At 66.2% G+C, this 21,635-nt stretch carries 25 protein-coding genes and 1 tRNA gene; 10 read left to right on the top strand and 16 right to left on the bottom strand.

The window, feature by feature from the left end; all coding sequences use genetic code 11:
* Positions 1-74 precede the first annotated feature (74 nt).
* From ACW179_RS19110 to ACW179_RS19120, 3 genes are all read right to left on the bottom strand, one after another.
* Positions 75-2,462: an arylsulfatase gene (locus ACW179_RS19110; RefSeq protein WP_492061058.1), complete on the bottom strand. Its 2,388-nt coding sequence runs from the start codon at positions 2,460-2,462 to the stop codon at positions 75-77.
* Between the two features lie 31 nt (positions 2,463-2,493).
* The gene (locus ACW179_RS19115; RefSeq protein ID WP_492061060.1) at positions 2,494-2,877 is read right to left on the bottom strand and encodes a DUF4345 family protein; all 384 of its coding nucleotides are present in this window, start codon (positions 2,875-2,877) and stop codon (positions 2,494-2,496) included.
* Positions 2,878-2,944: 67 nt separating this feature from the next.
* Positions 2,945-4,099 carry a glutathione S-transferase N-terminal domain-containing protein gene (locus ACW179_RS19120; RefSeq protein WP_492061062.1) on the bottom strand — a complete coding sequence of 385 codons (1,155 nt, stop codon included), beginning with the start codon at positions 4,097-4,099 and terminating at the stop codon, positions 2,945-2,947.
* A 95-nt stretch (positions 4,100-4,194) separates the two neighbouring features.
* Between ACW179_RS19120 and ACW179_RS19125 the strand changes: the two genes are divergently transcribed.
* Together ACW179_RS19125 and ACW179_RS19130 are read left to right on the top strand one after the other, a co-directional pair.
* A complete protein-coding gene (locus ACW179_RS19125; RefSeq protein ID WP_492061064.1) occupies positions 4,195-4,860 on the top strand; it encodes a 2-hydroxychromene-2-carboxylate isomerase in 666 nt (221 codons plus the stop codon).
* Positions 4,861-4,932: 72 nt separating this feature from the next.
* A complete protein-coding gene (locus ACW179_RS19130) occupies positions 4,933-6,603 on the top strand; it encodes a sulfatase-like hydrolase/transferase (RefSeq protein ID WP_492061066.1) in 1,671 nt (556 codons plus the stop codon).
* A 55-nt stretch (positions 6,604-6,658) separates the two neighbouring features.
* On the opposite strand, the gene ACW179_RS19135 is transcribed toward ACW179_RS19130, so the two are convergent.
* The 3 genes from ACW179_RS19135 to ACW179_RS19145 all read right to left on the bottom strand — a co-directional run bounded on the left by ACW179_RS19135 (position 6,659) and on the right by ACW179_RS19145 (position 8,394).
* A complete protein-coding gene (locus ACW179_RS19135; RefSeq protein ID WP_492061068.1) occupies positions 6,659-7,060 on the bottom strand; it encodes a DUF2442 domain-containing protein in 402 nt (133 codons plus the stop codon).
* Entirely contained in the window at positions 7,053-7,301 is a 249-nt protein-coding gene (locus ACW179_RS19140) for a DUF4160 domain-containing protein (RefSeq protein ID WP_492061070.1), read from the bottom strand. Before ACW179_RS19140 ends, ACW179_RS19135 begins: the two co-directional genes overlap by 8 nt.
* 187 nt (positions 7,302-7,488) lie before the next feature.
* Positions 7,489-8,394 (bottom strand): haloalkane dehalogenase, encoded by a 906-nt coding sequence (locus ACW179_RS19145; RefSeq protein WP_492061072.1) that lies wholly within the window; start codon positions 8,392-8,394, stop codon positions 7,489-7,491.
* Between the two features lie 108 nt (positions 8,395-8,502).
* Here ACW179_RS19145 and ACW179_RS19150 point away from each other — a divergent pair, with 108 nt between their 5' ends.
* From ACW179_RS19150 to ACW179_RS19170, 5 genes are all read left to right on the top strand, one after another.
* Positions 8,503-9,597 (top strand): MBL fold metallo-hydrolase, encoded by a 1,095-nt coding sequence (locus tag ACW179_RS19150; RefSeq protein WP_492061074.1) that lies wholly within the window; start codon positions 8,503-8,505, stop codon positions 9,595-9,597.
* A gap of 72 nt (positions 9,598-9,669) precedes the next feature.
* On the top strand, positions 9,670-10,281 hold the full coding sequence (locus ACW179_RS19155) for a TetR/AcrR family transcriptional regulator (RefSeq protein WP_492061076.1): 612 nt from the start codon (positions 9,670-9,672) through the stop codon (positions 10,279-10,281).
* Between the two features lies 1 nt (position 10,282).
* On the top strand, positions 10,283-10,630 hold the full coding sequence (locus tag ACW179_RS19160) for a MazG-like family protein (protein WP_492061078.1): 348 nt from the start codon (positions 10,283-10,285) through the stop codon (positions 10,628-10,630).
* Between the two features lie 3 nt (positions 10,631-10,633).
* On the top strand, positions 10,634-11,293 hold the full coding sequence (locus ACW179_RS19165; protein WP_492061080.1) for an SOS response-associated peptidase: 660 nt from the start codon (positions 10,634-10,636) through the stop codon (positions 11,291-11,293).
* A 186-nt stretch (positions 11,294-11,479) separates the two neighbouring features.
* A complete protein-coding gene (locus ACW179_RS19170; RefSeq protein WP_492061082.1) occupies positions 11,480-12,616 on the top strand; it encodes a calcium-binding protein in 1,137 nt (378 codons plus the stop codon).
* Between the two features lie 256 nt (positions 12,617-12,872).
* On the opposite strand, the gene ACW179_RS19175 is transcribed toward ACW179_RS19170, so the two are convergent.
* The 5 genes from ACW179_RS19175 to ACW179_RS19195 form a co-directional block, all read right to left on the bottom strand.
* Positions 12,873-13,565: an FkbM family methyltransferase gene (locus ACW179_RS19175; protein ID WP_492061084.1), complete on the bottom strand. Its 693-nt coding sequence runs from the start codon at positions 13,563-13,565 to the stop codon at positions 12,873-12,875.
* Between the two features lie 315 nt (positions 13,566-13,880).
* Positions 13,881-14,081 carry a hypothetical protein gene (locus ACW179_RS19180; RefSeq protein ID WP_492061086.1) on the bottom strand — a complete coding sequence of 67 codons (201 nt, stop codon included), beginning with the start codon at positions 14,079-14,081 and terminating at the stop codon, positions 13,881-13,883.
* 88 nt (positions 14,082-14,169) lie between these two features.
* Entirely contained in the window at positions 14,170-15,024 is an 855-nt protein-coding gene (locus tag ACW179_RS19185; RefSeq protein ID WP_492061088.1) for an FkbM family methyltransferase, read from the bottom strand.
* A gap of 122 nt (positions 15,025-15,146) precedes the next feature.
* On the bottom strand, positions 15,147-15,602 hold the full coding sequence (locus ACW179_RS19190; RefSeq protein WP_492061090.1) for a hypothetical protein: 456 nt from the start codon (positions 15,600-15,602) through the stop codon (positions 15,147-15,149).
* A gap of 224 nt (positions 15,603-15,826) precedes the next feature.
* Positions 15,827-15,902 (bottom strand) — tRNA-Ile (locus tag ACW179_RS19195).
* A gap of 143 nt (positions 15,903-16,045) precedes the next feature.
* Here ACW179_RS19195 and ACW179_RS19200 point away from each other — a divergent pair.
* Complete coding sequence (locus tag ACW179_RS19200; protein WP_492061092.1) at positions 16,046-16,789, top strand: SIMPL domain-containing protein; 744 nt, start codon at positions 16,046-16,048, stop codon at positions 16,787-16,789.
* A 175-nt stretch (positions 16,790-16,964) separates the two neighbouring features.
* Here ACW179_RS19200 and ACW179_RS19205 read toward each other — a convergent pair whose 3' ends face one another.
* Both ACW179_RS19205 and panD read right to left on the bottom strand, forming a co-directional pair.
* Positions 16,965-17,429: a hypothetical protein gene (locus ACW179_RS19205; RefSeq protein ID WP_492061094.1), complete on the bottom strand. Its 465-nt coding sequence runs from the start codon at positions 17,427-17,429 to the stop codon at positions 16,965-16,967.
* 2 nt (positions 17,430-17,431) lie between these two features.
* Entirely contained in the window at positions 17,432-17,788 is a 357-nt protein-coding gene (gene panD / locus ACW179_RS19210; RefSeq protein WP_492061096.1) for an aspartate 1-decarboxylase, read from the bottom strand.
* 184 nt (positions 17,789-17,972) lie between these two features.
* On the opposite strand from panD, the gene ACW179_RS19215 reads away from it, so the two are divergent.
* On the top strand, positions 17,973-18,626 hold the full coding sequence (locus ACW179_RS19215; protein WP_492061098.1) for a hypothetical protein: 654 nt from the start codon (positions 17,973-17,975) through the stop codon (positions 18,624-18,626).
* 4 nt (positions 18,627-18,630) lie between these two features.
* Positions 18,631-19,530 carry a M23 family metallopeptidase gene (locus tag ACW179_RS19220; RefSeq protein ID WP_492061100.1) on the top strand — a complete coding sequence of 300 codons (900 nt, stop codon included), beginning with the start codon at positions 18,631-18,633 and terminating at the stop codon, positions 19,528-19,530.
* Positions 19,531-19,539: 9 nt separating this feature from the next.
* On the opposite strand, the gene ACW179_RS19225 is transcribed toward ACW179_RS19220, so the two are convergent.
* From ACW179_RS19225 to ACW179_RS19235, 3 genes are all read right to left on the bottom strand, one after another.
* The gene (locus tag ACW179_RS19225; protein ID WP_492061102.1) at positions 19,540-20,328 is read right to left on the bottom strand and encodes an alpha/beta hydrolase; all 789 of its coding nucleotides are present in this window, start codon (positions 20,326-20,328) and stop codon (positions 19,540-19,542) included.
* Between the two features lie 145 nt (positions 20,329-20,473).
* A complete protein-coding gene (locus tag ACW179_RS19230) occupies positions 20,474-20,773 on the bottom strand; it encodes a winged helix-turn-helix domain-containing protein (protein WP_492061104.1) in 300 nt (99 codons plus the stop codon).
* Positions 20,774-21,009: 236 nt separating this feature from the next.
* Positions 21,010-21,633, bottom strand: coding sequence for a hypothetical protein (locus ACW179_RS19235; protein ID WP_492061106.1), 624 nt, complete (start codon positions 21,631-21,633; stop codon positions 21,010-21,012).
* Between the last annotated feature and the right edge of the window lie 2 nt (positions 21,634-21,635).

The following is a 21,635-nucleotide window of genomic DNA, read 5'->3' on the forward strand; positions in this document are numbered from 1 at the left end:
GCAAAGGCCGTTGAAGCCCCCCCTCAGTCGCTCCGCGACAGCTCCCCCAGAGGGGGAGCATCTGCTTCCCAGATCTAAACCGTGATCCGCATCTCCTTCATGAAGCGCATCACCTCCAGCGGCTTCATGGCGGCGGTGTCGACGTCGATCAGCACGCGGGCGATCTGGCCCTGGAAGGGGTTGGGTCCCTGATAGGTGCGCGACACCCGGTTGCCGTAGTCGGCCCCGATGCAGAAGCCGTCATAGCCCGGCGCGAACAGCACCCGGTCGAACTTGCGCTCGGCCACCTTGGTGCCATTGACGAACAGTGCCCCGCGCCCCTCGAACGGCCGCGAGGTCATGGTCTGCTCGTAGCGCACCTTGATCTTGCCGCGAGGCAGCCTGGCCGGCGCGGCGATGACCTCGGTCCAGGGGATAAGGCTGGTCTGGTAGATCAGCCGGCCCTTGTCGATGAACAGCACATAGCCGGCCGGCATCGACCCGTGGGCCACCAACACCCCGTCCTCGTCGCCGTTCGGACGCGACAGCTCCACCTCGATGGAATGCGAAAGCCCGCAGACGATGGGCGAGACGTCGGTGGGGATCGGGTCGATCGGCGGACGAATATCCCAGCGTTTTCTGAGCTTTCCAGCCCGCTGCTGGACCAGTTTCAGCAGCAGGGGACGGTCATCGAGCGGCAGGACGTCATGGGCGACGGCGGCCTTGTTCCATTTGTCCAGAAGGCGGGCCACGACCTCGGGATTCATGGCCGAGACGTCGCGCATTTCGTTGGGATCAACGGCGGTGTTGTAGAGGCCCCAGTGGTCGTCCTCGAAAGGCTTGCCGCGCTGGTGCTGGGCCACCAGTCGCCAGTCGCCCTCCTGATAGGCCCGGTAGCCGCCCAGTTCGTAATACTGCTCGCTGCGGGTCGGTGCGGCCGGATCGGCGAAGGTCCTGACCGCGCTTGCGCCTTCCAGCGGCTTTTGCGCGCCGCCGCGATAGAGCTCGGGCCGCGTGACGCCGCAGGCCTCCAGCAGGGTCGGATAGAGGTCGACCACATGCACGAACTGCTTGCGCACCCCGCCCTTGTCCTCGACGCCCTTGGGCCAGGAGACAATCAGCGGATCGGCGACCCCGCCCAGGGCGGTGTTCTGCTTGTAGAGCCGGTAGGGCGTGTTCGAGGCATTGGTCCAGCCGATCGGATAGTGCGGGAAAGTGCCGTCCTCGCCCATCGTGTCGTACAGGGCCAGGGCCTCGGCCTCCGAGGCCGGACGCCCGAACGCCGGTCCAAACAGGTTGGGCGTGCCGGTCTGGGTGCCCTCGGCCGAAGCTCCGTTGTCGGAGAACAGCACCACCAGGGTGTTTTCGCGCAGGCCCATCACCTCGAGCTCGGCCATCACCCGGCCGATGGCCCGGTCCACGCCGGTGATCATGCCGGCATAGACTTCCATATAGCGGGCATAGAGCCGCTGCTGGTCCGGCGTCAGCTCGGCCCAGGGCTTTGCCCCCGGGGATAGCGGCGGAAGTTCGGTGTCGGCCGGCATCAGGCCCTTGGCCTTCTGGCGCTCCAAACGCTGCCGGCGGATCTCGTCCCAGCCGGCGTCGAACCGGCCCTTGTAGAGGTCGCGATCCGCAGCCTTGGCCTGCAGGGGCGAATGGGCCGCGCCGAAGGCCAGTTGCATGAAGAACGGCTTGTCCGGAGCCATGGCCTTCTGTGTGTGCAGATAGGTCACCGCCCGCTGCGCCAGATCATCGGACAGGTAGTAGTCACCCCCGCCTTCGACCTCGACCTGGCTTGTGCCCTCATAGAGCGCGCCAGGATGGAAGTGGTCGCAGGAATGGCCCTGGTACCAATAGGCCCGCTCGAAGCCCCGCGCGGTCGGCCAGTTGTGGAAGGGCCCGGTCGGCCCGGAGTGATCGGCGTTGTTGACGTGCCACTTGCCCAGCAGGAAGGTCGACCAGCCCGCCTCGACCAGCACCTCGGCAAGGGTGGCGTTCTCCTGGGTCAGGTCGCCGCGATAGCCCGGATAGCCGCTGTCGATATCGGCCAGCCAGCCCATCCCCGCTGAGTGGTGATTGAGCCCGGTCAGCAGTGCTGCCCGCGTGCAGGAGCACATCGCCGTCGTGCGGAAGTTGGTATAGCGCAGCCCCTGCCCGGCCAGGGCATCGAGCGCCGGGGTCTGCAGCTCGCCGCCATAGCAGCCCAGATCGGCCACACCGACATCATCCAGGATGATGACGACGACGTTCGGGGCCCCCTTTGGGGCCCTGGCCTCCTGGGCCTGGGCCGGGCGCGAATCCTTGAACGACAGGCCGATCTTCGCCGACTTGCCCGGGGCCATGGCCTTGGGCGTGATGATCGTGCTGGTCGCCGACTTGATCGCCGCGCCACCGGCCGCCACCGCGCCGGTGCCCACGACCCCGAGTCCGGCCCCGATCAGCAGCGAGCGGCGATCGATCTTCGGCTTCTTGTCGCTGTCCATCGGAGGTCTCCTGCAGCGTTGGGATCGGAGGTCAGGCTTTGGGCGACGCCAAGGTCCGGCGGCCCAGCAGCAGGATGGCCAGGGTCACGGCCTCGACCACGATCGGCGGCAGCTGCTCCGGCGACGGACCGGCCAGGACCAGCGACAGGCCACGACCGGCCAGGGCCAGGCAGATCAGAATCAGCGGGGCCAGCAAAAGGTCGCGCCGGTCCTTCACGGCCGCCCAGAGCATCAGGGCCCCGACGCCGGCGAAGAAGCCGCCCAGATCCGCCCGCAGCGAGGCCTGGCCGAGGGCCCCGATCCCGCTCAGCCCGAACTTGCCGGAAATCTCGAGCGGCCGCAGCCAGAAGAGCATTGCGATCAGGATGGCCGATGTCCCGCTGAACCCGACCAGTCCCCGCACCAGAGTTTTCATGTCCGCCCCGTTTCGTTGTTATAGTGGCAGTATAAATGCCACTTTGTCGTTGTGGCAAGCGGGCGCTTCAGGAAGCCCCCTCCAGCCAGGGTCCCCAGACCTCCAGATGGCCCAGCCGCTCGACCCGGCGCTGGGCCTTCAGGTCGACCAGCGGGCTCAGGCCGGTCGCCTCCAGCATGGCCCCGACCGAGGCGTCCCCGGCAGCGGAGACGGCATCCTGGACCTTTTGCAGCAGGTAGAGCCGGTATGGCAGGACGCCGACCTCGATCGGGATGCCGCGCCACTCAAGGGCCACCTTGCCGATCACCCGGTCACCGGGCCTCGCCAGGCCGTTGGTCCCGGGCTCCAGATCCGGGCGCTCGGCCAGCCACTGGCGCACGAACCCGACCTGGGCGGTGATGTCGGGCAGATAGTCCTCGGCGATGAACTGAAGCAGGGCCATCAGGGTGTCGGGAACCCCGTCGTCGGCGAACAGCGCCGGCTCCGGATGGCCGTATTCGACGGTGTCGAGATCGGCGGCCTGCATCCGCTCGACCCAGCGCCAGACCCGCCAGGCCCGCTGCTTCATGATCTGGCCGGGATGGGTGTCGCGCGACAGATGGGCAAAGAGCGGCCCGATCAGGCCATAGTCGCCGATCGTCGGATAGCCGCCCAGCAGATAGGGCGCATGGGCCAGGTGCGCGTCGAACAGGTCGAGGAAGCGCTCATAGGCCGCTTCGATGGCCGGGATGGAGGCTTCACTGACCCCGAACGAGGCCATGGCCGCCCGCATGCGGCGGCTGGCATTGGCATAGACGGCCTCGCCCTCCTCTCCGGACACGCCGGGGGCCAGGGTCGCGATGAAGTCCCGCTTCAGGAAGGGCTGGTTGATCGCATCGAAGTTCCAGCGGTAGTGCATGGCCGGCCGCAGCAGGCCCTCGCCGCCGAACAGTTCGAAGATCTGGCCGATCACCCGGTGCCGGGGCGTCTGGGGGAAGGTCGGCCAGCGCCCCTGCCCCATCGCCTCCAGCGTGGCGATGATCACCGACCCGTCCTGGATCAGGGTGCCGTCGGGCGCTTCCAGCACCGGCATGATCCAGCGCCCGACCTGCGGCATGATCTGCTGCCGGTAGTGGGCATCGCCGACCGAGCGGTTCTCGAACGCCAGGCCCTGCTTGATCAGATAGGACCGTGCCTTGGCCGTGTAGAGCGAGCCCGGCGTGCCGTAGAGCTTGTAGACCATTGTCGCCTCCCCGTGCGGGAACGGTGGACCGCGCCCAATTTCGCGATATGGTCGCACTGTTAATGCCACTATTTCAAGATGGCGGGAGGAAACCCATGACCCTGGCCTACGACCTCTACTGGTCCTTCCGCTCGCCCTATTCCTACATGATCACCCATCGCCTGATGGCCCTGGAGGCGGAGTTCGACGTGGTCGGCAATATCCGGCCGGTCTATCCGCTGGCCGTGCGCACGCCCGAGTTCTTCGAAACCCGCGATCCATTGTGGTTCAGCTATTTCATGCAGGACATCCACCGCGAGGCGGCGTTCCTGGGCCTGCCGTTCCGCTGGCCGATCCCGGATCCGGTCAAGATGGACTATGCCACCCGCACCTATCCCAAGGAGCAGCCGCACATTCACCGGCTGACCCATCTGGGCGTGGCGGCCGCTGAGCTGGGCCGGGGCCTGCCCTTCCTGCACGCGGTCGGCCACGTGATCTGGAGCGGCGAGGTCGACAACTGGCCCGAGGGCGACCACATCGCCCGCGCCGCCGAACGGGCCGGGCTCGACTGGGACACCCTGTCGGCCATGGCCGACCAGGAAGCCGAGCGGCTGGCCGGCGTCGTCGAGACCAGCCAGGTCGCCCAGCGCGCGGCCGGTCACTATGGCGTTCCGATGATCGCTTTCAACGGCGAGGCCTTCTTCGGCCAGGACCGCTTCGACCAGTTCAAGTGGCGGCTGGACCAGCAGGGCCTGAAGGCGCGCAAAACACTATCGACATAATGCGTGCCACTATGTAGCCTCCTCCCATCGGCGCATGGGCGAAAAGTCCGGCGCAGCGGCGGGGAGGCCGGGATGCGGGTTCTGAAATGGGCGGGCATTGCCCTGGGCGTTTTGGCGACGGTCCTGGCCAGCGCGTGGCTCGGCCGCGACTTCCTGATCTACCATATCGGGCGGATGATGGTTCCCAAGGGTACGGAGAACAAACCCGTGGCCTGGCAGGAGGGCCCGGCTCAGCCTGCCATACCGGCGGACCAGCGGCCTCCCAATGTCATCTTCATCCTGGCTGACGACCTGGGCTATAACGACGTCAGCCTGAACGGCGGCGGCATTGCGGGCGGTCTGGTCAAGACGCCCAATATCGACTCGATCGCCCAGGGCGGGGTCGACCTGACAAACGGCTATGCCGGCAACGCGACCTGCTCGCCGTCGCGCGCGGCCATGATGACCGGCCGCTACCCCACCCGCTTCGGCTTTGAGTTCACCCCGACCCCGGTCGGCTTCTCGCGGCTGGTCGGCAGCTTTCGCTCGCCGGGCGCGCTGCACCCGCCGCACTTCAACAAGGCAGAGGCCAGGGACATGCCGCCGATGGACGAGCTGGCCGTCCCGACCTCGGAAGTGACCATTGCCGAGGTCCTCAAGACCCGGGGCTACCACACTGTGCACCTGGGCAAGTGGCACCTGGGCGGCTCCAAGGGTTCAAGGCCCGAGGATCAGGGGTTCGACGAAAGCCTGGGCTTCATCTCCGGCGCCTCGATGTTCCAGCCCGAGACCGACCCCGGCGTCGTCAACTCCAAGCAGGACTTCGACCCGATCGACAAGTTCCTGTGGGCCAACCTGCCCTACACCGTGCAGTACAACGGCCAGCCGATGATGCAGGCCCAGGGCTTCATGACCGACTATCTGTCGGATCAGGCTATCGCGACGATCAAGGCCAACCGCAACCAGCCGTTTTTCCTCTACCTGGCCTACAACGCCCCCCACACGCCGCTTCAGGCCCCCAAGGCCGACTATGACGCCCTGCCCCAGATCAAGGACCACCGCCTGCGGGTCTATGGGGCCATGGTTCGCAACCTCGACCGCAATGTCGGCCGGGTGCTGCAGACGCTGAAGGACCAGGGACTGGACGACAACACCCTGGTGGTCTTCACCAGCGATAACGGCGGCGCTCACTATGTGGGCCTGCCGCAGATCAACAGCCCCTATCGCGGCTGGAAGGCCACCTTCTTCGAGGGCGGCGTGCGCGTGCCCTACTACATGAAATGGCCCAAGGCCCTGCCGGCGGGGGCGAAGTTCAACAGCCCCGTGGGCCATATCGACATGTTCGCCACCGCTGCCGGGGCGGCCGGCGCGGCCGTGCCGACCGATCGGCCCATCGACGGCGTCAACCTGATCCCGCACCTGACCGGCCAGAACACCGCCCGGCCCCATCAGGCCCTGTTCTGGCGCTCGGGCGACTATCGCATGGTGCGGGCGGGCGACTGGAAGCTGCAGCAGCTGACCCTGCCAGACGGTGCCGGCGAAAAGCTGTGGCTGTTCGATCTGGCCACCGATCCGACCGAGCAGAAGAACCTCACCACCGCCAATCCGGCCAAGGTGGCCGAGTTGAAGGCCCTGCTGGTCCAGCGCGACAAGAGCAATATCAAGCCGACCTGGCCCTCGCTGCTGCGCGGCGCGATCAGCATCGACCACCCCCTGAACGCCGCCGATAAACCGACGGACGAGTTCATCTACTGGAACAATTGACGGCAACAGGGCGCGTCACACGGCTCCAATAGCTTTGGCGCGCCCATCCCTAAGGTTAGGGGACAAGCTCCGGACTTTGACGACGCGGGCGACCACCCAGCTTGCCGTTATTGCGCGATGCCAGGGCGCGGCTTTCACGGCGCGCCCAGTCAAGCTGGCCGACAAAAGGCTCCAAAAGACCCGCCACAGAAAAATCCGCATCAAGATCTGGGAAATGCAAGCTGCTCCCCAGGCCCTGCACCGATACGCCTGTCAGCTCTTCGGGCGTAGCCGTTGCCAGAGCCGGGACGTCCTTTGGGTCAATGCCGAAGAAAATTCCGGTATTGAGCGTGATGATCACGCGGCAAGACCGCTTGTCGAACCGCGCAGCAACGGCGTGGGGACGGCTCAAGGCCGCCTTGCCGCGACGAGCACTTGTCTTGAACGCGATTTCATCCAGGGTTTTGAATTCAGCCATGGATCTTGCTCCAACTGTCGCAGCAACCGGCAATGTTATCAGCGATTTCCCGCCCCAGTTCATTGAGCTGAGCCAGGGTCCAACCGCCTGCATGATCCCAAAGCTCGACGGGTCCGTCAGGGCAGACAAACCTGAATCGGGCTTCCCGGCCCTTGCCAAAAGCATGGACGTGGGGCGGCGGATGATCGTTCGAATTGACCGCCACCCTGTATCGGCGACGGCTGTAGAAAACGGTTGCCATGACACCCACTAGCACAAACCTAGACAACCATCTAGGTTTGCGCCCAATCCCATCACCGGCCGGCTAGAACCCCTCCTTGGTCCGGATGTTCAGCTGTCGCGCGGGGCCTTCCTCCTCCGCGCTGAAAACGCCATGGCCTGTGGACCGGGCGGGTAGACAGCGTTCTTGACCTGCATCTTCGGCCTCCTCAGGCCTGGGCGCGACGGACGAGGCCGTCGATCAGGTCGGTGATGGCCTCGGGGCTGTCTTCCTGCAGGAAGTGGCCGCCGGGCAGGATGACGTGCGGCTGCCCCGCCGCGCCAGGCACCTTGTCCTTGAAGATGGCCTCGCCGCCCTTGGTCACGGCGTCGCCGTCGCTGAAGGCGGTCAGGAAGGGCTTGTCGAACTGCGCCAGCACCGTCCAGGCGGCCTTGTTCTCCGCCACCGAGCCGTGCTCGGGCGTCACCGGCACCAGGGTCGGAAACTGCCGCGCGCCCTCCTTGAAGGTCTCGTCGGGGAACGGCGCGTCATAGGCGGCGATTTCCTCGGGTGACAATTCACGGCCCGTGCCCATGTTGACGATCAGGCCGATCGGCATCACCGGGGTGTTCTGGCTGAAATCCAGCCAGGCCTTGAAGCCGTCGGTCATGCCCGAGCCGATGGGCAGGCCTGTATTTCCGACCGCCACGGCCGCGAACCGCTGTGGGAAGGCTGCAACCAGCCGCAGGCCCAGCAGGCCGCCCCAGTCCTGGCAGAACAGGGTGACCCCCGTCAGATCCAGGTCCGTCAGCCACTGGCTCATCCAGGCCACGTGCCGCTCATAGGTGTAGTCGGCGCGGGCGGCGGGCTTGTCGGAGCGGCCAAAGCCGATCAGATCGGGCGCGATCACCCGGTGCCCCCTGGCCACCAGCCCGGCGATGATCTTGCGATACAGATAGGCCCAGGACGGCTCGCCGTGCATCAGCAGCACCACGGGGGCGTCGGGCGCCCCCTCGTCTACATAGTGCAGGCGCATCTCTGTGCCGTCGGCGTCGGTGATCGTGGCGTAGTGCGGCGCAAACGGCCAGTCCGCCAGCGCCTCGAACCGGTCGTCGGGTGTCCTCAGTACCTGCATTTGCATGCCTCCCATTGACAATCTGCCGGCAAGCGCCAAGCATATTGGCAATATGCGTGTCACTACATCGCAGCGGGGTCAAGCCCGCCCTCAGAGGGAGAGCCCGGGATGAAAACCGGAACCAGGATCATCCTTGCCGTCCTGTCGGCCGCTGTCCTGCTGGGGGCCGGTGCCTGGCTCGTACGCGGACGGCTGGCCACGACCGCCATCGAGAAGCTCTACGTCAAGGCCATGGCCCGCGCGCCCGATGATGGGCTGCCTGACGGGCTGCATGTCGGCCTGTGCGGAGCCGGCGGCCCGCTACCGGACCCCAAACGCATGGGCCCATGCACGGCCGTCCTGGCCGGCAAGCGGCTGTTCGTCATCGATGCGGGCAGCGGCGCGGCCCGCAACCTGGCCATGATGAACCTGGCCCCTGCCCGCATCGACGGCGTCTTCCTGACCCATTTCCACTCGGACCATATCGACGGCCTGGGCGAGGTGCTGCTGCAGCGCTGGGCCGGCAGCGGCAACCCGGTTCCCGTGCCCGTCTACGGGCCCGAAGGCGTCCAGACGGTGCTGGACGGCTTCATGCAGGCCTATCGCCAGGACCAGGGCTACCGGGTGGCCCATCACGGCGCCGCGACGATCCCGCCCTCGGGCTTTGGCGGCACGGCCATGCCGTTCACCGCCGGCCAGGACCAGCCGGACCTCGTCCTGATCAACGAACCCGACCTGAAGGTCACGGCCTTCCCCGTGCATCATGACCCGGTCAGTCCGGCTGTGGGCTATGCCTTCACCTACAAGGGCCGCACCGTCGTGATCAGCGGCGATACCGCGCCCTCGGCCCGGGTCGAAGCCGCCGCCAAGGGGGCCGATCTGCTGGTGCACGAGGCCCTGTCGCCGGAACTCACCGCCCTGCAACAGCGGGCCGCCCAGACGGCAGACCGTCCGCGCCTGGTCAAGATCTTCAGTGACATTCCCGGCTATCACACCAGCCCCGAACAGGCGGCCGAGCTGGCCCAGCGGGCCGGCGTCCGCTACCTGCTGCTCAGCCACATCGTTCCGGCCCTGCCGGTCGAGGCCCTCGAAGGCCCGTTCCTGGGCCGCTCACGGACCCTGTTCAAGGGCGAGTTGCGCATCGGGCGTGACGGTGATTTCATCAGTCTTCCAGCGGGTTCGGACAAAATCACGCGTTCGGATCGCCTGAAAATGATCCGCTGACCCCGTAGCGCTGGCGTGCCGGATCAGGCACGCCTATGGGTTCAGATCCATCAGGCATGCAGGTGATATGGCGTGATCCAGGAAACAGGCGCTCCGGCCGAGGAGTCCGTCGAAGAGACCGACGGTCGCCGTCGTCGCGGTCAGGACAACCGGGCCCGCATCGTCACGGCCATGCTCGAGATCATCCGGTCCGGCGACATGTCGCCCAGCGCCGAGCAGGTGGCGGCCCGCGCCGATGTCGGGCTGCGCACCGTGTTCCGGCACTTCAAGGACATGGACAGCCTCTACAGCGAGATGTCCCAGGTCATCGAGGAACAGCTGCGGGCCGTGATCAAAACGCCCTTCCGCTCCACCGACTGGAAGGACCGGGTGCTGGAACTGGTCGACCGGCGAGCCTTCGGCTTTGAGAGGATCGCGCCGTTCAAGCATGCCTCGGAGGCCTATCGCCACCGCTCACGCTTTCTCGACGCCGACAGCGGCCGGCTGGTCAAGGCGCTACGCAAGATCCTCGACCGCGAACTGCCGGCCGCCGTTGCGGCCGACACCCTGACAGTCGAAACCCTCGACCTGCTGCTCAGCTTCGAGGCCTGGTCGCGCCTGCGTCGCGAACAGGGCCGCTCGGTCGAGGAAGCCATCGCCATCCTCCGCGCCGCCGTAGGCCGGCTGCTGGAACAGGCGCGCTGAGATGAACCCGGCCGAGCCCCACCCCACCCTGCGCGCCGCCAATATCGCCCGCCAGGCCGAGTGGGACACGGACAGCCAGATCAGCCTGTCCTATCGCGGCAACGAACTGGCCGGCGAGGTGGGCGAGGCCTGTAACCTGATCAAGAAACTCGAGCGCGAGCGGATGGGCATCGCCGGCTCGCGCGCCTCGCTGGCGGAGCTGGCCGAGGAACTGGCCGACGTGATCATCTGCGCCGACCTGATCGCCATGCAACTGGGCATCGACCTGCAGGCCGCCGTGGCAGCAAAGTTCAACAAGACCTCGGAAAAGGTCGGTCTTGCCACCCGGATGGCCACCGGAGCCGACTGAGCCGTGTGCAACCTCTACGCCATGCGCCGCACCCAGGCCGAGGTCGTCGCCCTGACCCGGGCCCTGTTGCAGCCCATCAACCAGCCGGACATGCCGGGCATCTTCCCGGACTATGCCGCCCCGATCGTGCGCCAGACGCAGGCGGGCGAGCGCGAACTGCTCCAGGCCCGCTGGGGCATGCCCTCGCCGCAGTTTGCCCTCGAAGGCAAGAAGACCGATCCCGGGGTCACCAATATCCGCAACACCAAGAGCCCGCACTGGCGGCGCTGGCTTGGGCCGGAACACCGCTGCCTCGTGCCCTTCTCCAGCTTCAGCGAGTTCAACAAGGCCGAAGGCGGCGACATCTGGTTCGCCCTTGGTGAAGACCGCCCGCTGGCCGTCTTTGCCGGCCTCTGGACCCGCTGGACCAGTGTGCGCAAGCTGAAGGAGGGCGAGGTCACTGCCGACCTGTTCGGCTTCCTGACCACCGACCCCAGTGCCGAGGTCGCCGCCATCCACCCCAAGGCCATGCCCGTCATCCTGACCACGGCCGAGGAACGCGACACCTGGCTCCGCGCGCCCTGGTCCGAGGCGACCGGACTGCAGCGCCCCCTGCCCGACGGCGCGCTGCAGATCGTCCAGCGCGGTGGCAAGCGGGACGAGGCGGCGGCGCTAGCGCTCTGATCCGTCCAGCCAGACTTTCCCGCCCGTCGCGAAGGCGTGGTTAAATTTCCCCAAATACGAGACGCGTTTACCAACCTACGCGCCCGCACGGTGAAACCCAACCGCAAAGGTTGAGGCTCGTGGCAATCAAGAGGCAGCTCCGCCCAAAAATGTGGCGGACCTACTTGACCTGCTCCGGAGAAAACCATGGTCGACGTTACCGTTCTCACCGGCACCAACCGGACAGACCTGCTGGTCGCCGCAACTGGCCCGACCTGGATGTATGGCGGCCGGGGCTCGGACTTCTATGTGGTCGACAAATCGACCGACAAGGTCATCGAGGTCGCCGGCCAGGGCTTTGACACCGTCACGACCAGCGTCAGCTTCGATGTGGGCGACCAGTCGATCGAGGCCCTGATCGGGCGCCTGAAGTCACAGGGCCTGCATCTGACGGGCGGCGCCTCCACCGTGGCCATCACCGGGTCGCTGGGCCACGACGTGATCTCCGACGGCTATTCGACCGGCGTGGCCATCCTGATGACCGGCGGCGCAGGCAACGACACCTATGTCGTCTCCACGACGAGAAACCTCATCATTGAGGGCGGCGGCGCACAGTCGGGCTTCGACACCATCCGCTCCAGCCTGTCATTCTATGTCATGCCCAAGAACGTCGAGGCCTTCCGCGCCACCGGCGAAGGCGCAACCTATGTCCACGGCAATGCCCTGAACAACGCCATCTATGGCAGCTACGGCCACGACACCCTGGACGGCGGCGCGGGCGTTGACCTGCTGTTCGGCGGTTGGGGTGACGATGTCTATGTGTTCGACAACATCGGCGACTATGCCTTTGAAGACGCCAAGGGCGGCGGCTTCGACACCATCCTGACCGACCTGAACACGGCAGTGGCGTCGAAGAACGTCGAGGCCCTGATCTTCACCGGCGAAGGCGCCTTTACCGGCTTCGCCAGCAGCACCGGAACCGCCATCCGAGGTGGGGCGGGCAATGACACCCTGTGGGGCGGCGCAGCCGACGACGTGCTCAACGGTCAGGGCGGCGGCGACCGTCTGACCGGCAAGGGCGGCTCGGATCTCTTCGTGTTCGACACCCTCGGCGGCGCCGCCGACCGGATCACCGACTTCACCCACGGCGAAGACCTGATCGTGATCAAGAGCAGCACCTTCGGCGGCGTCAGCGTCTTCGGCGGCGTCGAAGGCGCCATGATCGGCTATGAGGCCGGCGTCGTCTTCTACGACGCCAACGGCGGCGACCACGCCGACCGCGTCGTCATCGCTACGCTCGACGGCAAGCCCTCGGTGACGGCGGACGACTTCATGTTCATCTAGGGGTCGCTTGGCCTGCGCTGGCGACCTGAAATGCCAGCGCAGCCCCCCCTCAATCGCTCCGGGCGGGCCTCCCCTAGGGGGGAGTAGCCCGGTGGGGTATGGGCAAGGCAGAACGACAGCAACGCTGAAAACGCCAGCGTTGCCGTCGCAAGATGGACCGACTGACACAGAAATCAGCGTGTGTGTCTATTCAACATAGAACTCGGCTCAGGCCGCTAAGACTGCGCCCGAGACCTCCAGCAGGGCAAAAGCTGGTTTAAGTGGCCCTAACCCAACGATCATATACGTTTGGCGGCCTGGTAAACGCATGTCCGAGATCTTTCACGCGCTCGCTCGCAAGGTAAAAGCGGTTTAGACCGTCGTCGTAGACGAAGCTGTAATCCTGGGCTTGGATCAGGTCGTCCCAAGGCTTGTAGTGTGTCGCAGTAAAGTCTTCGCTGTGGGCCTCTGCGACGATGATCCAGGGCCGCCACCGCATCAGGTCAACGCCTTCAAACACCGCGCATTCGTGCCCTTCGACGTCGACCTTAAGGAAGTGGACATCCCGCCCTCCGGCATGGGCTTCGGCTACGTCCTGAAGGCGCACCACCTCGACCCGGTGGCTAGAGTTTGTGGTCCGCCCGGCAAAACGATGCAGCTCCACCATCGCTGGCTCGATCGTAGCGAGCGCCTCGTTTTCATCCGCGATCACCAGATCGGCGAAACCACTGGCGCGGCCGCAGGCTACGTTAAGGTTCAGGTCCCTTGGCCGCTTGGCGACCAAAGCCGCATATGCCACAGGGCTTGGCTCGATGTTCACGCCACTCCAGTCACGCTCATAGAAGGCTCGCGTGACAGACTCGTTGTCAGGGTCGTTCGCCCCGACGTCAATATAGAAGCCTTGGTGAACATGGCCCAGGGCCCGCCACAGCATAACATCTTCGAAGTTTTGCGCGTAAGTGACGAACATATCAGGCACCCTGACCTAAGTGTGATTGAACTTAAAGACTTTCGAGGCGCAAAAACCAACGATACCGTTCACCGCGCCGGACAGATTACTGCGTAGGTCATACAAAACGATTTTGATAGTTCACCAATGAACGGCGATATTGCCCCACAGCTTACTGTAGATAATACAGCAGGGGCGTGATGCTTGATGGCTTAGCCGAATCGGTCACACGACTCCGAAGGGCAGGTTGACGAGGGCATCATCGCTCAACTGCACGACACTTTCTATGGTCGTCTGTAGCACCCACTGTACGGCCCATCAGAACCCGCGCAAGGGTCAGTCGTCGAGGTGTCCGGTCAGGTGCAGGACCTCCCCGGCAGGCCGACAGGAAGCGCCCTGGTCCTGATGCGGCAGGCGGATCAACTGTCTCGAGGCCCAGGACTGGCCGGTCAGGCCACGGTGCGCGCCGCTCGGCCCTGCGGCCGCCGCACAGCCATACGAGATCGCAAGTTCGTCGGCATGACGGGGCTCTGGCACCAGCGCCTCGTCCGATCGGCTCTAAAAAGAGTCCGGACCACGGCCGAGGCGGTGGCCGCCGCGGCCTGGAGCCGGCCCAGCCGCTGGTTCAGAGGTCGGCGATCGCCGACTGCTTGGTCCTGTGCACCAGCAGCAGGTCCGCCAGCTTCACGCTCCGATCCAGGGACTGCAGGGTCTCGGGATCGAGGCTGACATAGCCGATCTCGTCGATCGCCGCGAAGAAGTCGTCATGATCCTCCATGGCGGGGAACAGGTCGAACCACTCAACGAACAGATAGGGCTTGTACTCCACCAGGAAGTCCTTGGAGGCCCGCAGGATCTCCTTGTCGTAGCCTTCGCAGTCGGTCTTGATGAACGTCAGGGTCGAAAGCTCGGCGCTGGTGAAGTGCTTTTTGGCGAGGGTTTCCAATCGCGCGCCCTCCACCAGGGTCCGCGTCGTCGCCAGGCCGCGCATCTGGGCCTGGAGGGCCTCGGAGAAATTGGCGTCCACCAGGCCGCCGTTGCAGTTCTCGTTGTCGTGGTCGAGCAGTTCGACCATCTCGCCGTCTTGCTTGGTGATGGCGTTGGTCGACAGCCGAAAGTCCGCCCATCGGCTGTTCAGGGCGGTGTTGATCTCCAGCACGGGAAAGACGTCGCGATTGGGCTCAACCGCCAGAACCTTGCCGGGCCGGCCGGCCGCGTGGTCATAGGCGTAGACGCCCATCGGAATGGTTGTGTCGCCGCAGTGCGCGCCGACGTCGATGCACAGCGAGCCCGGCGTGATCAGCCGATCCCAGTGGTAGGTGCGGCTGTAGCGATCCAGCAGGTAGTCGATCGGCTGTTCATGGACCATCGGGTGGTTCCAGTCGCAGAAGACCACCTCGGTTCCGCGCCACTGGGTCACGTGGCGGGATTTGACGCGGCTCATGTCCAGGCCGGCGGTGAGGGTGGTCGCTTCTTGCATCACTCAATTCCTGGTCCTGGCGACCGCCCATGGTCGATTTCTCTTCTGTAGACGAAGCCCTGAGAGATCGGAAGTCCGCACCGCAACCGCTGGTCGGTCATTCAGGCTGCGGACCATGCCCGTCAGAAGCCGAGACCGGCCAGCAGTACCAGAAGTCCCCAGACGCTGCAGAGGATCGCAGCGGTCCATCCCCCAACAGCCAGCAAGGCGCTGCGGCGGCCGGTGCCCCCCGCCACCAGCAAGCCTGCGGCCGCCCCGAACGTCAGGGCCAGGAACAGGGCAAGACCCGTGCGCGCCAGCCCCTCCACCGCCGGGGTCGGAGCGCGTTCGATCTGGTCGTCGGCATCCAGGGGCAAAGGCTCCCCGTGGCGAAGGTCCGCGACGACACCCCTCGCCGCCTCGGCCTCGCTGGCCGGCGCCCACAGCGGAAACCCGCCCATGGCGGTGCTCATCAAGACATTGGCGGAGCCCCAGTGCTCGTTCTGCACCAGTACAGTGAACCCCTCGGCACGCAGGCGCGACGCCGCGATCTGGGCCTCGGTCAAGTCGGCGAAACAGGCGATTTGCGTCAGGCTCATTCAGCGCTCCCGTGAACAACCTGCACGGGAACCTTTCCAAAAGCAAAGAGGCCTGCTTGCGTGGCCCCGTCAACGTTCGACAGTGCGTCAAGACTGGCGCTTCAGCAGCATGGGCTGCGGATTCCGGGCGAATGATGCCTGCCACTGGAAAAGCGAGTCACGAGGCGCTGACCTGCACCTCGCCACAGGGACACAAACCCATTTCCACCACGCCAAAATAGATGTGGTAGGCCCGGAGGGACTCGAACCCCCAACCAGACCGTTATGAGCGGTCGGCTCTAACCATTGAGCTACAGGCCCCCGGGGCCGCGACGGGCGGGAGGAAGCGGCAGTTAGCACGGGGACAACGCGGCTTAAAGGTCCCGTTCAGGTTGGACTTGTCATCAGGGAACCCTAAGCGGGCCGGCGAGCTTTCCGACCGACCCTAAAGGAGACTTGCAGCCATGACGTCCTTGACCGCCCGCATCGCCGGCGCCGCCTTTATCCCCGCCGCCTTCTTCGGCGCGATGGCCGCCGCCCCTGCCATGGCCCAGAGCGCGCCGGACGCGGCCTTCCGCGCCACCACCTTCAGCCTGGCCGCCTTTGGCGAGACCCGCATCGCGCCCGACATGGCGACGATCTCGCTGGGGGTGCAGACCGAGAACGCCACCGCCGCCGAGGCCCTGAAGGCCAACAGCGCGCGCATGACCCAGGTAATCGCCGCCCTGCGCAAGGCCGGGATCGCCGAGCGCGACATCCAGACCTCGGGCCTGAACCTCAATGCCCAATATGCCTATGAACAGAACCTGCCGCCCAAGCTGACCGGCTATCAGGCCAGCAACCAGGTGACAGTGACGGTGCGTGAACTGGCACGCCTGGGCCAGGCGGTGGACGCTACGGTCAGTGCCGGTGCCAACACCATCGGCGGCATCAGCTTTGGCCTACAAAATCCCCAGGCCGCCGAGGACGCTGCCCGGCTGGAAGCGGTGAAGGCCCTGCAGGCCAAGGCCGACCTCTATGCCAAGGCCACCGGCTACAAGGTGGTGCGCCTGGTCAATCTGGGCGAAGGCGGCGGCTATAGCCCCGCGCCCCAGCCCCTGGCGGTCTTTGCCATGGCCAAGCGCGAGATGGCCGACTCAACCCCCGTGGCGAGCGGTGAGCTGAAGGTGCGGATCGACGTCTCGGCGACCTACGAGATGGCGCGGTAAAGCATACAGGCGTTCAGACCTGCCCCCCCCCCCCCCGCGTTGCCCCCTCCGGCCCTTTGGGCCACCTCCCCCAAAAGGGGAGGATCTAACGAACGCCGAGCAAGATGCTCCCCCACTGGGGGAGCTGTCGCGGAGCGACTGAGGGGGCAGCGCGGCGGGTCAACGCCCTCTCTGCCTAGAACCCAGCCTTCTTAAACGCCCGCTCGACGCGGTCCTGCACTTCGCGGCCCGGCAGGGCGCGTTCGCCTTCCATGACGGCCACATAGGTCAGGTTGCGCGGTGGCTGGCCTTCGCCGGTGGGCACCGGGCCCATGGCCCAGCCTACGGTCGTGGCGCCGTTGGCGCTGGTGGGGCAGCTGATGAAGCGGGCCGGCTTGCCAAGCGCGGTCTTCAGGACCGTCTCGGCCGTCACCTCGGCACCGCCGGCGCAGGTGGGCAGGTTGCGCGAGCAGGTCACATAACCCCCGCCCCGCCAGACCAGCTTGCCACCTGCATCCGTGATCAGCACGCAGGTCGAGGGCGAGCCGATGGCCCGGCCGACGGCGGCGGTCAGGACGCTCTCGTCCACCCCGTCGGGCAGCTTGGGCGAGCAGCCGGCCAGCAGGCCGGCGATCAGGATCAGGCCGGCCAGGCGACGCATGGTCAGGCGGCCGACTTGATGCGGTTGCCGTCGTCCAGCAGGACCACGGTCGGCGCATAATTACGGGCCTCTTCGGCAGCCAGCTGGCAGTAGGTGACGATGATGACGGTGTCGTTCTTCTGGACCAGCCGGGCGGCGGCACCGTTGACGCCGATCACCTTGGAGCCGCGCGGCGCCTCGATGGCATAGGTGGTGAAGCGCGCGCCATTGGTGATGTTCAGTACATCAACCTGCTCGTTGGGCAGGATGCCCGAGGCGTCCAGCAGGTCGCGGTCGATGGCGATCGAGCCTTCATAGTCCAGATCGGCCTGGGTCACGGTGGCCCGGTGAAGCTTGGCCTTGAGCATGGTCAGAAGCATGGCGTTACCTGCATCCCCTTGAAAAAACTGGGTCTATTCGGAGCCGCCACACACAGGGCCCAAATCCGTCCGGCCATATAGACACGAACCCCTTGTCGTTCAATCGCAGGGAGAGACCCGAAAAGGTTAACAACGTCACAGATCCGGTCTAGGGTTGGCCGAACGAGGTTATGCGGTGGGGGCCATGCGTAACGGACGATGGATACTGGCGGCGGCCGTGCTGGTCGCCACGACGGGGTTGGGGGCAGCCATCGTCACGGGCGTCACCGCCCAGGTGCGCACCGAAGACGGCGCTTCGGCGCTGACGGCGGTGCGCGCGCCGACGGCGGCCTTCGTCCGGCAAAGGGCCCAGGGCCGGGTCGACTGGCAGGGCGCGGTGGGCGGCCTGCGCCAGAGCGGCGGGGCCTCAGACACCCTGGCAGGTAATCTGGACAAGGCCGAGGTGGACGCCACCCGGGTGCCGATCCTGCTGCCCAACGACGCCAAGCTGACGGGCGGAGCGCGAATCTACAGCTTCGGCGACTATTACACGATCACCGCCGACGCGCCGGGCGCGGGCATATCGCTCAGTGGAACCACGGCTGTCGTGCCCCTGCCCTCGACCACACCGCTGAAGATCGAGGCTGCTGCGCCGGAGTTTCTGACCGTGCAGCGCACGGTGGACGGCCAGCTGGCCAGCTTCGTGCGCTATGGCGTGCTCTACACCGTCGAGATCCGCTGCGACGCGCCGGGCGACCTGCGCTGCACCGACGACAACTATGTGCTGGGCCTGGTGGGCAAGACCACCACGGTGGTGCTGGGCGCAGCGGCCCGCGCCGAAGCCGGTCTGGGGGGCTGAGCCGATGGCCGCCGCCCCCCTCCCCCGCCTGCTCCTGCTGCTGACAGCGACCCTGGCCCTGTCGGCCTGCGATCCCAAGACGCCCAAGCCCGCCGACGGCCCGCCCAAGCCGCCGTCAGCCGAGCCGGGTCCGCCCCAGGCCGAAGACACCCCCGCCGACGGCGGCGCCGAGCAGGAAGCCTCCGAGCCCCTGCCGCCCAGCCCCGGCCCTCCGGTGCAGCCCGAGACCCCGCCCGCGCCCTCGCCCGCCACCTTCGACCACAGCCCGGCCGGCGTTCTGCCATCAGGCCAGGGCTCGGGCTATCTTGACCGCACGGTCTGGGCGCCGGGCATGTGCTGGCCATTGAAGGACGCCGGCTTCGCCAATTCCCAGGTCTATGGCCCCGGCGGCGGCATGGGTCCGGCCGGCAAGCCCAGCCAGTGCGACAGCCTCAACTACAGCCTGCCCTGGCGCGACAATTTCTGCGAGGCGCGCTCGCGGTCCAACCCGCTGTGCGGATCGGGAACCGGCCACCAGGGCCAGGACATCCGCCCCGCCGCCTGCAAGAAGAATGAGCACTGGGCCGTGGCGACCGAGGCCGGCACCATCACCGACGTCGGGACCTACACCGTCACCCTGGTGGGCAAGGCCGCCCCGCACTTCACCTATCGCTACCTGCACCTGCAGATGAGCACCCTGGCGGTGACGGAAGGAACCAAGGTCGTGGCGGGCCAGAATATCGGCAAGGTGTCCAACGACTTTGGCGGCACGCCCACCACCATCCACCTGCATTTCGAGATGCGGGCCGGCGTGGCGGGCCAGACCAGCGATGGCCGCCCGGTGGCCTTGCAGACCTTCCTGCCGCCCTATCTGAGCCTGGCCGAAGCCTATCAGCGCAAGTTGAACGGCGGGACCTGCAGCTAACGGCCTGCGTCAGGCCACGGCGGCCTTGAGGAAGGCCGTCATCTCGGCCAGCAACGGGGTCTTGCCCCGGAACGGCCGCGACAGGGCCAGAACAGTGTCGGCGTGGTTCAGGCCGGCATAGTGCCGTTCCTCGACCTTCACCCCAGCCTCGCGCAGGGCTGAGGCGAGCTTGCGGGTGTTGCGCGGAAAGACGGTAGTATCGGCATCGCCCGTGGCCAGAAAGGCCGGCGGGGCATCGGAACGGACCCGGCGGATCGGCTGGGTCGCCAGCAGATCGGGGGCCTCGCCGAAGGTTTGGCGCGTGATGGGCCCGTCGAGCGGCAGGAAGTCATAGGGCCCTGACAGGCCGCCCAGGCCACGCACCACGCCCGGATCGACCCCTGCAGCCTTCAGAAAGGTGGGGTCCAGCGCCAGCATGGCGGCATTGTAGGCACCGGCCGAGTGGCCGATCAGAACGACCCGGCGCGGGTCTCCTCCCAGCGCCGCCGCATTGTCGACCACCCAGCGCACCGAGGCGGCGCAGTCTTCCAGAAAGTCCGGAAACCGCACCTGCGGGAACAGGCGGTAGTCGGGGACGACAGTCAGGAAGCCTTGCGCGGCCAGGGCCCGACCGGCCCAGGCATAGTCGCTGCGGCGGCCAGAATCCCAGGAGCCGCCATAGAAGAAGACGGCGACCGGTTCGGAGCCTGCCGCCTCGGGCGGCGCAAACACGTCCAGTTTCTGGCGCGGTCCGGGACCGTAGGCCTGGCCCTGCAGCGGGACCCGCGCGGCGTCCTTCGGCGTCAGGGTCGCAAACATGGAGAGAGGCGAACAGGCCGCCGCGAAGGACCCCGCAAGGGCGGTAAGCCCTACCCGTCGCGTCATCGACCGTTCCGACATGCCCTGCTCCACCCTGCCCACTGAACCAAGATACGGGCAAAAGGCGGCTCGGGACGATCTGTTTTCAGCGGGCCTCGACCAGTTTGCCGATGGCGTCGAGATAGAGCCCAAACGCCGTACGACCGCTCTCGGTCAGACCGACCCGCGTCAGGGGCTTGCGACCAACAAAGCTCTTCTCGATGGCCACATAGCCGGCGTCCTCGAGCTTGCGCAGGTGAACCGACAGGTTGCCGTCGGTGACCGACAGCTTGGCCTTCAGGGCGTTGAAGTCGGAGACCTCGGCCCCGGACAGGAAGGCCATGATCCCGAGCCGTACCCGGCCGTGGATGACGTCGTCGATGTGGTCGATTTCAAAATCGTCCATGTCGCTCTCCTGGAGTGTTCGCTGCCCCGCGCCAAACAGCGAGCGGGTCATGAAACGCCCTCAACTTCGGATATTCAGCCCGTCCACGACGGCCCGTTCGCGGTGCCGGCAGGATGGGGGCCTAGAGCATTTTTCCGATAAGTGTGAAACGGTTATCGGATCGAAAAATGCTCTAAACTTCTGATTTAGAGCCCTTTTCGCCCGACCATGATGAAGCCATCAGGTCGGAAAGGGCTCTAGACGATGTCGGATGGCTCCTGGCGCATCAGCACCAGGCCCGGAACCATCGCCAGCAGATAGAGGGCTGCGGCATAGGCCAGCCAGATCCAGGTGCTGCCCATCATCCCCGCCATCAGGACCGCGCCAACAAAGGAGGCGATCGCGACAAACTTCAGCCAGGTCGCGCGAGACATTGCCGCAGCGACGGACCAAGCCGAGCCGTAGAGCGCCAGAACGATCGACGGCGAGAAGTTGATCAGGTTGATGTCGCGGGTCTTCCAGCTGGCCACGCCCAGGGCGAAGAAGATGACGAAACAGCCCCAGCCCACGCCCATCCAGGCATTGCGCATCGCGCGATTGCCCGTCGAGCCCGCACCGGGCTTGGTGGTCATGCCCCGCTTCAGCACGTTGATCATGATGATGTGCAGCACGAATGCGGTGATCCACACCACCAGCAGCGCAGCCGAAGGGACGTGTAGGACCTCGGCGAGGATCGCCCACTGCGCAAGGCTCGCCGTTCCATAGACGGCGCCTGCGGTGACCAGCATGGAGCCCCCGAGCAAGGGCGCCTGACGCCCCTCTTCTGCCAGGGCCCGCATGAACGCGATATCGTCGCGAATGGCCTTCATCTCGTCGGTCATGG

The sequence above is a fragment of the Caulobacter sp. AVps18 genome (assembly GCF_058681425.1).